The sequence below is a fragment of the Streptomyces sp. NBC_00435 genome (genome assembly GCF_036014235.1).
GTDB lineage: Bacteria > Actinomycetota > Actinomycetes > Streptomycetales > Streptomycetaceae > Streptomyces.
Map to the genome: position 1 here is coordinate 7,910,216 of NZ_CP107924.1, position 13,150 is coordinate 7,923,365.

The window sequence follows — 13,150 nt, forward strand, 5'->3', positions numbered from 1 at the left end:
GGGTCCGACCGGCCACCCTCTGGCCCGTACGGCCGGGTGTTCCTCAGGTGCTGCCCGGTCCTACCAGGTGAAGTCCGATGCCTGAGCGCTGGTCGCGGTGCAGTAGATGCTGGGAACGCCCGGCGGTGTGATCGAGACCGTGAAGTTGGCCGCGCCCGGAGCCCCGGCCAGTGGTGCGACGTTGGTCTTGTCGCCCGTGGCCAGGGTGCCCGTGGTGAGGGGGAGCGGGCCGACCGTGACGGAACCACCCGCGACCATGGGCGGGTTGACGGTGCCGGAGAACTGCGTGGTTCCGGCGACGCCGTTCTTCGTGACCTTGATGACGGTCGCGATGGTGTTGGCCCCGATCGGTGCCGTGCCTGCGGGCACCTTGATCGCGGTCGAGGCGAGCTTGATCTTCTTGACGCCGCCCGAGTCGGTGGCGGTGAGGGTCACGCTGCCGCTTCCCCAGGTGGCGCAGTTGAAGGTGGCGGTCGTGGTGGCCGGGGCGACCGCGTAGGCGCTGGTCGACAGCGCGATCGAGGCCGTTAACGCGGCCGCGCCGGCGGCTGCGATGGTGGCGATCTTGAGGCGGGACATGGTGGTGCTCCCTTCGAGGTCCTGGCGGACATGAGAGGTGCCGTGGGCACGCCAGGAAGCGCGCCGCTTGGTGACGGGAATTCCCGGGACGGACTCCGGAAGGTGCTCGGTAGCGCCCGGTTCGTCGGTGCCCAGGTGTGGCTGGATCCAGTATCCCGAAGTGCAGTGAAGCCGCGCATTCGGGTGGTAGTCAAGGCTTTTTGAGGAATTGATTTGCATTACGTAGATGAGTCGGCGATGTAAAGCACGAGTGACTCGGCGCCCCTTCGTCGGCTTTGCGGGTGGCTCGATGAGGAGCATCTGACGTGCCGTCAACTCGGCTATTCCCTTCTCTGCTCAGCTGCGCCACGCTGTCCGCTCCGGTCGGCTCGGAGTGAACCCGACCTTCCGGGTTGTATGCGTTTGATCAGCTCGAACGGCCGGCGGGGCGCGTTGTATCAAAGAGCGGGCGGGCGTTACAGAGTCGTCTGTTCTGCCCCGGGCATTCCTTTGTCCATTTCGGCGCATCGTAGGTATTCAGTGTGAGGGGTGCGGCAAATGATCGAAAGGGCAGGCATCGGCCAGCGGTCGTTCGAGCCACTGGTCGGCTCAACCGCGAGCAGGCCGGAACCCCTACTCGTGAATGAGGAGATCAGGTGTTCTTCCAGCGAAGTCCGGTGGCCCGGAGAGCGGTGTTGTTAGGGGGAGGCGTGACGACCGCGCTCGCCCTGGCGGGTGCGGTTCTGGCGCCCGCCGCGCAAGCGGGAACGATCCGCCCCACCGTGCACTGTGTCCTACCGGCCGGTCAGGGCGATCCCTCCGGTCCGCAGGACGTCACCGTCGAGCTGTCCCCGGCCTCGGTGGCGCCCGGCGGCAAGGTCCACGCCAAGGTCACCCTCGGGCCCGGCCCGGCGGTGAGTCCGATGAAGCTCGACGACGTGCCTTCCACCCCGTCGATCGACCTGGTCATGTCGGGGGGTGCCACGGGCAAGGTGACCGTGCAGGGCCCCACGGTCCTGGTGGACGTTCCCGCGCAGCCGGCCCCGATCGTGATCCCGCCCTACGAGGGGGACTTCTTCGTCCCGGCGAACGCCTCCGGGCCCATCCAGTTCAGCCCCGTCAGGATGAACACCGCCACTGTGGTCTTCGGCGGCAACTACAACACGCCCTGCGACGTCGTCAGCGGTGGCGGTGTGGTCGCCACCGTCACCGCGCAGGGCGGCGGCGGCTCGGCGGCGACGGTGTCGGCGCCGAGCGGCCCGGCCGGGCCGAGCACGTCCGTACCCCTGTCGGGTGGCGGCTGGACTCCGAGCGCCTCGCCGACCGCGACCCTGTGCGACGCGGGGGGCGGCGGATGTGACGCGACGAAGGTGACCGGCGGCTCCCTGAAGATCGACGCGGCGGGGGCCCTGAGCGGCGCCATCACCCTGGCCAACTCCTGGACCGTCGCCGATGGTTCGTACTCCGTCCAGGTCAGCGACGGTACGAAGCAGGCGAAGACTCCGCTGGAGGTCAAGGCGTACGTCCCGGCGGGCCCGTACCAGCTGACGGCCAGCCCGGACCGTGCCGCGGTGGGCGCGGTCATCACGGTGTCGGGCAAGAACTACCACCAGGACCAGCAGCTCAACGTGGTGGCGCTGGACAGTGCCGGCAACACCCTGGACGACACCGCCGTCTATCCGAACACGACCACCGACGGCACGTTCAGCACCGAGTTCACGATCAGTGACCCGGCGATCGCCTTCATCCACACCGACGAGGGCGGCGTGGAAGGTACCGACACCAAGATCCCCTTCACCGTCACCACGGGCGGAGGCCCGGGCGAGGGCGGCACGGGCACGCAGAAGTTCACGTTCTCCGTCACCCCCGGCCCGCTCTCGATGGGCCAGTCCGGTGCGGAGGTGAACTTCGGGACGATCCAGCTGGACGGCTCGAGCCACGACGTGGCCGGCACGCTCAACCCGGTCCAGGTCTCGGACGCCCGGGGCGGCACGGCCGGCTGGTCGCTGACCGGCACTCTCAGCGACTTCACCGCCGCCGGCGGCGGAACGGCGGTCATCCCGGCCGGCGCCGTGAGCTGGACCCCGTCCTGCTCGGCGCACGCCGACGCGATCGGAACTCCGAGCGAGGGAGCGCCCGGAGCACTCGGCGCCACCCCGGCGGGCCTGTGTGAACTCCCCTCCGGTGGCGGCCAGGTCGTCGGTGGAGTCTTCGACGCCTCCGCCGGACTGAACCTCCACACCCCGGCAGTGATTCCGGGCGGCAACTACGCGGCGACGCTCACGCTCTCACTGTCCTGATCAGCACGCGGCACACGGCACACAGCACACGGCACACGGCACGCCGCACACAGCACACGCACACCGCCGCGGTACCGGGCCGGGGCCCCGCGCGAATCCGCGTGTCCGGGTCCCGGCCCGTTCCGCCCCCACAACAACCCGCCCCCCACCCCCCCACCGACAAAGGGAGATCGGATGTTCCCCGCACCGAAGACTGCTACGGCGCGCACCACTGGCCACGGGTGGCCTCGCCCTGGTCCTGGCCGCCGGCGGCCTCGTCCTGGCACCCGCCGCCCAGGCCGGCACCGTCACCCCCACCGTGCACTGCTCCCTGCCCGCCGGGCAGGGAGAAGCCACCGGCCCGCAGACCATGACCGTCGACCTGACCACCACGAGCGCCCCACCCGGTGGCAAGGTCCACGCGAAGATCACCCTCGGTGCCAGTCCGGCGAAGAGCACCACCAATCTCAGCGACATCCCGACCACCCCGGCGATCGATCTCACCCTGTCCGGCGGCGCCACCGGCACCGTCACGATCCAAGGGCCCACGGTCAACCTCGACTACACCAGCGGCCAGGCCGTCGTCCTGCCCCCCTTCGAAGGCGACTTCTTCCTCCCGGCCACCGCATCCGGCACGGTCAACCTGACCCCCCTGCGGACCCGGACCACCACCGTCGTCTTCGGCGGCACCTACCAGACCCCCTGCGACGTCACCGCTGGCGGCGGCACCGTGGCGACCGTGACGGCACAGGGCGGCGGAAGTACGGAGGCGACGGTGTCGGCGCCGACCGGTTCGGTGAAGCCGAGTACGTCCGTACCCCTGGCCGGTGGTGGCTGGACCCCGGGCGCCACCGCGACCCCGACCCTCTGCGACGCGGCGGGCGGCAATTGCGACGCGTCCAAGATCGCGTCGAGCACGCTGGCCATCGACGCCTCCGGTGGTTTGAGCGGCAGCATCGCCCTCGCCAGCTCCTGGACCGTCGCCGATGGTGCGTACTCCGTCCAGGTCAGCGACGGTACGAAGCAGGCGAAGGCTCCGCTGGAGGTGAAGGCGTACGTTCCGGGGGGCCCGTACGTGCTGACCCCGAGCCCAGACCACGGCCCGGTCGGCGCGGTGATCACGGTGTCGGGCAAGAACTACCACCAGGATCAGCAGCTCAACGTGGTGGCCCTGGACGCCGAGGGCAATACGCTCGACGACACGGCCGTCTATCCGAGCACGACCACCGACGGCACGTTCAGCACCGAGTTCACGATCAGTGACCCGGCGATCGCCTTCATCCACACCGACGAGGGCGCCGTGGAGGGTACCCAGACCAACGTCCCCTTCACCGTCACCACCAACCCCGTCACCCTCGCGACGGGCGCGGCCACGGTGAAACCGGGCGCCACGGTCGCCCTGTCCGGCGCGGGCTGGCCCGCGGGCGCCGTCGTCACCGCAGCCCTCTGCGCGGCAGACGGCACCGGTTGCGCTCCGGCCGGACTCCCCGGGTCGAACCTGAGCGTGAGCGCTTCCGGAGCCCTGACCGGCACGGTCACCCTCGCCGCCGCGGTGGCTGAAGGGGCCTATCAGGTCCAGGTCGCCGCCGGTGGTCTGCACGTCACTGCCCCGCTCACGGTGGCGAAGACCTTCATCACGCTCTCCCCGTCGACGGGGCCGACCGGTACCAAGGTCACGGTGGTGGGCCAGGGATTCGCCCCGGTGAGCACCGTCCAGATCGACGGGCTGAAGGCGGACGGCTCCAAGAGCGGGGACGGCTACAGGACCAAGGTGGTCGGCCTCGACGGCAGCTTCTCGCAGACCTTCACCGTCAACGACCCGGCCACGGTCGCCCTCCAGGCCCACGAGTGGCTCGTGAACGGGAGGAAGGCCCTGGCCCGGTTCACCGTCGGGGGCAACCCGCCTGCGCCCGCGCCCTCGTACGCCCTGTCTCCCGACAGCGGCCCCGTGGGCACGGTCGTCCAGGTCACAGGACGGAGCTTCGCCCCCGTGGCCACGGTGGCCGTGACCGGCCGGAGGTCGGACGGCGCGAAGACGGCCGATCCCTGTGTCACCCGGATCATCGGTCTGGACGGCACGTTCGCGCTGAACTTCACGGTGAAGGACCCGGCCACGACCTGGATCATGGCCTCGGAGGTCCTGGCCAACGGCAAGGTGATCCAGACACGTTTCACCGTCCGTTAGGCGATGGATGCCAAGGGGTAGCCGCAATTGCCGCGAGGGCGCCCGCTCCCAGGTCCCGCCGACCGGGACGGACGCCCTCGCAGGTCCCAACAGGTCTATGACACAGGTGTGTTGAGGCCGGCCGCATGCGCTCGGTAGCCTTCCTCGGGTGACGAGGATCGTGACGTACGTCGAGATGACCGACCGAACCCAACTCGTTCCCGGTGTGCTGGTCCCGGGAATGGCGCTCGACGCCGTGGCCGGGGACCTGTCGCTGGTTCCCGAGCTGATGGCCAGGATCGGCGCGCCGTACCAGTGGCGCAGCGCCCGCCGCAGCCCGCAGGAGTGGGGGGTGTGGTTCGCAGAGCATCCGGACCGGACATGCTGGCTGCTGACCGTGGCGGACGCACCGGCCGGCATGGTCTGCTACGACCTCCATCCGGGCGCCGACGTGGAGATCAGGACGTTCGGGCTGCTGCCGGAGTACACCGGCAGGGGCCTCGGTGGTCATGCGCTGACCCTCGCGATCCGGCAGGGCTGGGAACTGGCTCCGGGCGTGCGCCGGGTTTGGCTGCACACGTCGTCGGAGGACAACGCGAACGCGTTGCCCAACTACCACCGCCGCGGGTTCCGTACCTTCAAGACTGAGGCTTCCTTCCTCCCGCCCCCTGGCCGCACTCCTCCCCGCGGGTAGATCGGGAGACGCGTCCGGTACCGCTGCTGGGACCCTGATGGCCATGGGACATCACTCCTTCCCGCTAGGCCGCAGAAGGAGGCCCAGAAGCGCTTCGAGCGCAAGGTACGGGCACACCACGCCGGAAACGCCGACGCGCAGGCCGATGGGAACGGAATTCGGGCGATCATCGAAGCCATCGTCACCGCCTTCGACTGACCTGCCGCGCACAAAGGGGCTCTGGACGCGACAAGGTGGCCGGTCAGGCCTCGGTCGCCGGGTACCGACCGCTGCGACGCCGGCGGATGCTCACCGCGGCCGCGGCGAGGAGGAGTCCGAGCAGGGCCGGGCCGGTGAAGACCTCCACGCTCCAGATGGCCATGCACAGGACGGCGAAGGGCAGGGCCGCGAGGAGGACGGCGGGCGCGGTACGCAGCCGCGCGAACGCCTGCCGCCCGGCCAGGGCAAACCCGGCCGCTGCCGGTACGGCGAACCGGAGCCCGGCGGCCTCGTCGGGCAGGGGCCACACCGTGAGCGCGCCGGTCAGGAGCGTCGTCCACAGCACGACGGCGCCCAGCCCTGTCGCCGTACGGACGCGCGGCTGCGGTCTCAGGTCTGCCGGGCAGAGCAGAGCCAGAAGTACGACGAGGAGCAGGGGTGTTCTGAGGAAGATTGTTGCTTCGAGGCCGCCGCCCCATCGGAACAGGTCGACCACGGCCGTCGCCGTGAAGCCCGTCAGTACGGTCCAGGTGCCCGCGGTCCAGCGGCCACTCAGGGCGATCGCGGCGCCCAGCACCATGACGAAATTGGTCGCCGCCAGCAGGGCGTAGGAGACGGCGAGTTCCTCGGGCAGGCTGGGCGCTCCGGCCGCCGGGAGCATCAGCCCCGCCCACCAGACCGCGCTCGCGCCGACGGCGACGGCGGCGAACGGGGCCAGCGCCGCCAGGAGCTGCCCGGGTCGCCGTGCCGAACCGAGCCCGAGTCGCATCCGCAACGCGTGCCCGGTGACGTCCAGGGCCTCCCGTACCCGGGCCGCCCGGCCCGCATCACGGGTCGCCTCGCGGTAGGCCTCGGCGATCTCGTCGCCGAACTCCCGGCGGAAGGCCGCCGGGTAGAGCTTCAGCAGCGCGATCACGCCGTCACCGTCCCGCCGGAGAGGCCGGGCAGACCATGCACGGCCGCAGCGCCGAGCCCCAGCCGCCGGGTGGCCTCCTGCGCGGTGCGCGCGATACGGGCCGCCTCGGCGGCCAGCACCTCGCGCCCGTGGGGTGCCAGCGCGTAGCTGCGCCGCCTGCGACCGTCGACGACCTGTTCCTCGTGGACGGCGATGAGTTGCTGTTCGAGGAGCCGCTCAAGGCGTCCTCGCGCCGCGCTTCCGGCACGCATCTTCATACGGCCTTCCGAGATCTTCTCGACCTCTTGCGCGATCGCGTATCCGTGCCGTGGGGCGTCGGCGATCGCGGTGAGGATGAGGAGGGTCGGCTCACGCAGGGCTGGTTCATTCACGAGCCCCACCATAGGCCGGTAACCGGCATATGTCGATGGACGGCCTATTCAGCTGTCCAACTCCAGGGCTTCCCCTGCGCGTTCCCATGCCCGTGTCCCCTTGCGTCCCGCTTCGGCCCCGCTCGGCGACGGCGTGGCTTCCGGTGTCGAGACTGTCTTCGGCACCAGGCTGGCGCCGAGCACATCGGATCAGGTGAGGAGTTGGCATGTGGCACGACTTGGTCTTCACCGGTATGTCGATCGCAGAGAAGGTCATCCGCACCGTCGCTGTCTATGCCCTGATCGTGGCCCTGTTCCGACTGGCGGGGAAGCGGGGCCTCGCCGGGCTGAACACCTTCGATTTCGTGGTCATCTTCCTTTTGTCGAACGTTGTGCAGAACGCGATCATCGGCGCGGACAACAGCCTGCTCGGCGGAGCGATCGGCGCGGTGACCCTGGTCGCTGTCAATTCGGCGGTGAACCGGTGGCTGGCCCTCGACCCACGGGCCGCGCGGCTGCTGGAAGGGACCGCGACCACGGTCGTGGAGAACGGCGAGGTGGTACCCCAGGCACTCCGGCGACTGGCGCTGCGGACTTCGGAGATCGAGCACGCGGTCCGCCTGCAGAACGGCGATGCCATCAGCGACGTCGCCACGGGGCGATTGGAGCCCGACGGCCAACTGATCATCGTCCTCAAGGCTGCGCAGCAAGGCGCCACGCACGAGGACATCGCCGGGCTGGAGGCGCGGCTCGCCTCGATTGAGAACCTCTTGCGGGATCTCACCGACGAGCGACGCGAAGGTTCGAAGGGCGATTAGAAGCCGGTAAGCGGGGCAGCCCACGGGGCGTTTCGGGCTTCTTCGAGCGCGCGGCGGGCGTTCCCGGGTTCGTCCACCGGAACGCTGATGCCCACGCGGACGCGCTCCGCCGGGCCGAGTTGGCGCGCGAGTGCCGCCGGGAGGCGGCGCTGGAGGCGGCGCTGGAGGCGGCGCAGTCGAGGGACGGGCCGGGAAGGCCGGGCACGGGCTCGGGCGCCGGGGTCAGGACATGGGCGCGGACTACCTGATCCCTGGCCATCCTCGACACCCCGACGATTCCGGTCGACTACCTCGAAATGGCGGACCCGGACGCGCCGTACGGAGTACGCGGCATCGGTGAGCCTTCGCCCCTGTCGTCCACCCCGGCCTTCCTCGTGGCGATCCCTGCGGCGACCGGCCTGGAACTCAACAGGACGCCTATCCGCCCCGAGCGCCTCGTCGCACCCCGACCCGACCCGGCGGTGTTCGGGACCCGGCCGCGGCGCAGGACCGCAAGGCCGTGCCGCAACCCTGTTCAAGCCATTTACCTGCTGGTAACTTACGGCGCTGTTACCACCAGTAACGCGCACGCGTCCGTCCCTGTGATCCATGAAACGAATCCGAGGGAACCATGCACCGCATCGCCGTAGGCAAACTGGCAACCGCAGTTGCCACAGCTCTGGCCGTCACCACTGTCCCAGTGGCCACAGCCGTGGCCGCCCCCGCCGTCCCTTCGGCAGTCGCCGCGGGGGGCGACGCCTTCTACACGTACGACGGCAGCACGCCCTTGTCCTCGTACGCGCCGGGCGCCGTGCTCAAGACGCGGACGCTGCAGTACCACGTCGTCGGCATCCCGACGCCGGTGAAGGCGATCCAGCTGCTGTTCCGGCACCGTCGACGCCCAGGTCGCCCGTCCGCCGGGGTGACCCTCGATCGTACGCAGCCCTACCGGGGACGGCGGCAAGGCCGTGTCGTACCAGTCGTTCTACGATTCGCTGAACCCGGCGGACTCACCCTCCCGGGCGATCGCGGGTGACGTCTCCCTCGGAGGGCTCATCGCGAACGGTGAGTCCCTCCTCCTGGTACCGCTGCTCCTGTCCGGCTACAACGTCATCATCCCGGACAGCGAGGGACAGGCCGCCGACTTCGCGGCCGGGCCGGAATACGGAACGAACACCCTGGACTCGATCCGGGCGGCCAGCCAGTCCCCGCAGACTGGTCTGAACTCCGCCACCCGGATCGGCCTGGCCGGCTACTCGGGCGGAGCCATCGCCACCCACTGGGCGGCCGTGCTCGCGCCGAGCTACGCACCGGACGTCGACAGGAGACTGGTCGGCTACGCCGAGGGCGGGCTGCTCGTCGACCCGGCGCACAACCTCAAGTACGTGAGCGGCAGCGCCATCTGGGCCGGCGTCGCACCCATGGCCATGCTCGGGGTCGCACGTTCGTACGACATCGATTTCACGCCCTACCTGAACGACTACGGCCGTCAGGTGTTCGACAAGCTCGAGCGTGGGTCGATCATCAACGCCCTGGGCCAGTACCCGGGACTGACCTGGAAGAAGATGGTGAAGCCGGAGTACGCGAACCCGAATTCGGTGCCATCCTTCATCGAGGCGGTCAACAGACTCAACCTCGGCTCGGCCGCCACCCCCAACGCCCCCGGTTTCATCGTGCAGGGCAACGGAGGCGTCCTGGAAGGCACCTTCGGCAACCTCCCGGGGATCGGGACAGGTGACGGGGTCATGGTCGCGGGAGACGTGCGCGCGCTGGCCCGGCAGTACTGCGACAAGGGCAACGCATCGATCAAGTACCAGCAGTACGACCTGCTCAGCCACGTCGGCGCCGCCGTACCGTGGGCACCCACCGCGCTCGGCTGGCTCAACGACAGGTTCGCGGGCAGGACGCCCCCCTCCGACTGCGGCCGGATCCCCGCGGGCAACTCCCTCGCGCCGGAGGTACCGACGACGAGGTCCTGAGGCTCGGGGGGTGCGGTCCGGGGTTTCCTCACCTCGGACGGGTGGGCGGCGTGGGTTGCGCCGCGCTCAGGGCTGGACGTGGCGGGCCACGAAACGTCCGTCGGCGAAGTCGATCGTGAAGCTGACCTGCTGCTCCTCGGACAGGGTCTGCGGGTCGGACTCTATGTCCGCGCGTTCGACGTAGATGGTGTCCCGGGCACCGTAGGGCACGAGGAACCCGTAGCCGTTGCCGCTGTTGTAGGACTGGACGAACCCTTTCACCCTGCTGTCCATGCCGCCTCCTTCTCGTCCACCCTTTCCACCGTGTGCCGTACGGGCGCCATGCGCGCGCCGGCGTGCTGCAGCCGGGTGACGGCAGCCCGCCGCCACCCCGTACGGTGCGCGCCCACTACCCCGCCGAGGTGTCGCAGGTACCTCCTGGTCACGGCCCGACGGGCCCCCGCCCAGGCTCCTGAGGCGGGGGTGCGGAGCGCCGCGGAGAGCCCGGGGCGGTTCGGCGGGAGTCAGTAGGCGGCCGATCCGGGTGAGGCTGCGCGGAAGGGGGCGGAGGCGTGCTGGTGCGCAGTTGCCGGGTGAGGCAATCGCCCACGGTGAAGGCTTCCGGGCCGGTGTCGAGGGCGCCGAGCTGGGTCGCCAGATCGGCGGAGTGAAGGCGGACAGCGGCTTCGAGGAGCTGGGCGTAGACGTCGATCGCGGTGCGGATGCGGTAGCGGACGGTAAGGGCGAGGGCGGCGGCGAGCGGGGCGGCGGGCCACCACCAGACGGTGAGCGGTGCGTACAGGAGAGCCCAGCCCCCGAGGGTGGCGGCGCGCGTGAGGGCCTGCTCCGCCGCGGTGATCTCGGCGCGGGTCGTCTCGGGCAGGGTGAGCCACAGGTAGGGCCACAGAGTGGGCAGGTCCAGGTGGTGGTCACGTCCCAGGCGTACGGACACGGCGTGGACTCGGTCACCGCTCCAGGTGGGCCGGTCCGGCGCTTCGGCGGCGATCCTGTGCATCGCGTGGTGCCGGGTCCGGCGCGGAGTCTCATCGGCCCGGCGCCGCTGGACGGCCAGGGCCCGGGCGTCGGCGTCGAGCTGCTGCCGGTACGCGTACGCGGCGGCGCTCCATCGGGTGTGCCGGCGGGTGACGGCTGCCCGGGCCCACTGCCGCAGAGGGCGCGGCCAGGTGCGCCAGTCGGCGGCCAGTACCGTGCGCAGGACCACCGCTCCCAGCCACTGGGCGGCCAGACCGGTCGCCGCCGCGAGCGCGAGGACCGCGGCGAGCAGGACGACTTGACCGCCGACACCGTTCACAGCGGGGGCCTGGGCCCAGCCGGTGATCCGGCCGACGAGACGACGGTGGTCCAGGGCGTGGGCCTGTCCGAGGGTGCGGGCGGCGGTGGCGGTGCACAGGAACAGCACGCCCGGCAGGACCAGCAGCGTCAACCAGCGCTCGGCGAGCTTCTGGCCGAGGGCGGTGAGGAACCCGGTCACCACTACAGGCGCTCTCTGCGCAGGGGTTCCTCGCTGATCCGGCAGCTGGGTGCCGCGGGGCCGTCGGGCCAGGAGTAGCGCGAGCACCGCCCCGTCGGGCACAGCAGCACCCATGCGTCGGGGAGCGGGGGAGCGGTCCCGATCGGGTCCAGGCCTCTGACCCTGCCGCCGCCGACACCGACGGCGTCGCCGGCCGCCAACAGGGCCTCTCGTGCAGCGCGTCGAGCCGTGCGGCGGGGTCCGTTCCGGCACGCAGCGCCGCCGCGAGATCCTCCAACGGCGCCGCACCATCGGCTCCGTGCTCCTCGAGGTCCGTACGCATGCGCTCCAGCTGTCCGCATACGTAGGCCACTTCGTCGCGCCGCCTCGTGTCGCCGCTGCTGTCGCTGCCGTCGCCGTCGCCGTTCCGGTCGGTCACCACATGTCCCCGTTCGCAGCCCCACGTTCGGTACACCGGTCCCGGCCCGCCGCGTTCCGTCCGCGCCGAGCGGCTTTCACGACTTCGGGGACACGACCCGTGCGACCATGGTCGCCGAATACGGTTGGGACAGGCAACTGACGCTGACAAATGCGTAATTGACGGATCTTCGGCCGGGGAGGGTTTCATGGGCGAGCGCGAGGGATCTGCCGGCCGCGATCCGCAGGAGAGTGATCACGCGGTCTCCATGGGAGTGGGGTCCGCGGTCCTGGATCCGGCCGCGCTCACCGAATCGTGGTCCCTGGGGAAGTTGTGCGACGCGGGCGACGGGAACGACCTGGAAGCCCGGTACGCCATGGGCTGGCTGCACCACTACCGAGCCCGGTTCGCGACGCACCCGGAACAGCGCGAGGCCGAGCGGCAACTCGCGGTCCACTGGCTCACGCAGTGCTTCGTCGCCGGTCAGGAGCCGCTGCCGGATCCACTCCTCGTGTCCCTCGCCGAGCAGGCGATCCCCGCCGCCATGAAGGTGCTGCGAGGGGCGCAGATCACCGGCGATCCGGCGGTCCAGGCGCGGGCCGTGGGCCTGTGCCGCCGCATCGTGCGCAGCCTCCCCGAGGGCCATCGCGCCCGCGCCGCCCTGCTGTCCAACCTGGGTACGGCCCTGCTGATGCGGTCCGCCCACACGATGGCCACGCCGGATCTGGACGAGGCCGTGGAGATGGCGCGCGCCGCCGTCCGGGCCGTGAGCGACCGGGACCCGGAACGGCCGGTGTACCTGACCAACCTCGGCCTCGCCCTGAGGGTGCAGTTCGAGCGCACCGGGGTGCCGGCGGATCTGGACGAAGCCGTGGAGCTGCTCCGTGCGGCCGTCCGGGCCACCCCCGACGGCGATTTCGAGCGTGTGAACCGGATCTACCACCTGGGCCTCGCCCTGGGCGTGAGGTTCGAGCGCACGGCGGCGCTCCCGGATCTGGACGAGGAGGCGGAACTGATCCGCACCGCCATCCGGACGGCCCCCGCAGGCCATCCCGTCCGGGTCAAGTACCAGTCCGTCCTCGGGGGAGTCCTGAAGGCCCGCTTCGAGCGCACCGGGGCCCTGGAGGATCTCGAGGAGGCGGCGCGGCTGGCCCGGGCCGCCGTCCTGGCCGGCCCCAGCGACCGTCACGATCGTGCTCAGGGCCTGTCCACACTCAGCTTCATCCTGTTCACGCTGTTCGAACACAGCGGAGCTTCGGCCGATCTGGACGAAGCGGTGGAGTCGGCCCGGGCCGCCGTCCGCATCGCTCCCGACCACTACCCCACCGTCGATCGGGCCATGCTCCT

Annotated in this window: 10 protein-coding genes and 2 pseudogenes; 7 read left to right on the forward strand and 5 right to left on the reverse strand. The window is 70.6% G+C overall.

Going from position 1 to position 13,150, the window contains the following annotated elements:
• Window positions 1–60: 60 nt before the first annotated feature.
• Complete coding sequence (locus OG389_RS35735) at window positions 61–579, reverse strand: hypothetical protein (RefSeq protein ID WP_328303383.1); 519 nt, start codon at window positions 577–579, stop codon at window positions 61–63.
• Window positions 580–1,268: 689 nt separating this feature from the next.
• Between OG389_RS35735 and OG389_RS35740 the strand changes: the two genes are divergently transcribed.
• From OG389_RS35740 to OG389_RS35750, 3 genes are all read left to right on the forward strand, one after another.
• On the forward strand, window positions 1,269–2,858 hold the full coding sequence (locus OG389_RS35740) for a hypothetical protein (RefSeq protein ID WP_328303385.1): 1,590 nt from the start codon (window positions 1,269–1,271) through the stop codon (window positions 2,856–2,858).
• Window positions 2,859–3,156: 298 nt separating this feature from the next.
• A complete protein-coding gene (locus tag OG389_RS35745; protein ID WP_328303387.1) occupies window positions 3,157–5,022 on the forward strand; it encodes a hypothetical protein in 1,866 nt (621 codons plus the stop codon).
• Between the two features lie 148 nt (window positions 5,023–5,170).
• Window positions 5,171–5,695, forward strand: a complete 525-nt coding sequence (locus OG389_RS35750) for a GNAT family N-acetyltransferase (RefSeq protein WP_328303388.1) — start codon at window positions 5,171–5,173, stop codon at window positions 5,693–5,695.
• A gap of 241 nt (window positions 5,696–5,936) precedes the next feature.
• Here OG389_RS35750 and OG389_RS35755 read toward each other — a convergent pair whose 3' ends face one another.
• Both OG389_RS35755 and OG389_RS35760 read right to left on the reverse strand, forming a co-directional pair.
• Complete coding sequence (locus OG389_RS35755) at window positions 5,937–6,809, reverse strand: hypothetical protein (protein ID WP_328303390.1); 873 nt, start codon at window positions 6,807–6,809, stop codon at window positions 5,937–5,939.
• On the reverse strand, window positions 6,806–7,180 hold the full coding sequence (locus OG389_RS35760; protein WP_328303392.1) for a PadR family transcriptional regulator: 375 nt from the start codon (window positions 7,178–7,180) through the stop codon (window positions 6,806–6,808). Before OG389_RS35760 ends, OG389_RS35755 begins: the two co-directional genes overlap by 4 nt.
• 206 nt (window positions 7,181–7,386) lie before the next feature.
• Between OG389_RS35760 and OG389_RS35765 the strand changes: the two genes are divergently transcribed.
• From OG389_RS35765 to OG389_RS35775, 3 genes and pseudogenes are all read left to right on the forward strand, one after another.
• Complete coding sequence (locus OG389_RS35765; protein WP_328303394.1) at window positions 7,387–7,977, forward strand: DUF421 domain-containing protein; 591 nt, start codon at window positions 7,387–7,389, stop codon at window positions 7,975–7,977.
• 238 nt (window positions 7,978–8,215) lie between these two features.
• Window positions 8,216–8,414 (forward strand): annotated as a pseudogene (locus OG389_RS35770) (hypothetical protein); the annotation flags it as partial.
• Between the two features lie 510 nt (window positions 8,415–8,924).
• A complete protein-coding gene (locus OG389_RS35775; protein ID WP_328303396.1) occupies window positions 8,925–9,935 on the forward strand; it encodes a lipase family protein in 1,011 nt (336 codons plus the stop codon).
• A 66-nt stretch (window positions 9,936–10,001) separates the two neighbouring features.
• Here the strand turns inward: OG389_RS35775 and OG389_RS35780 are convergent, their stop codons facing one another.
• Together OG389_RS35780 and OG389_RS35785 are read right to left on the reverse strand one after the other, a co-directional pair.
• Window positions 10,002–10,208 (reverse strand): cold shock domain-containing protein, encoded by a 207-nt coding sequence (locus OG389_RS35780; RefSeq protein ID WP_328303398.1) that lies wholly within the window; start codon window positions 10,206–10,208, stop codon window positions 10,002–10,004.
• Between the two features lie 148 nt (window positions 10,209–10,356).
• Window positions 10,357–11,406: a hypothetical protein gene (locus tag OG389_RS35785; RefSeq protein WP_328303400.1), complete on the reverse strand. Its 1,050-nt coding sequence runs from the start codon at window positions 11,404–11,406 to the stop codon at window positions 10,357–10,359.
• Window positions 11,407–12,011: 605 nt separating this feature from the next.
• Here OG389_RS35785 and OG389_RS35790 point away from each other — a divergent pair.
• Window positions 12,012–13,150, forward strand: a pseudogene (locus OG389_RS35790) (hypothetical protein); the annotation flags it as partial.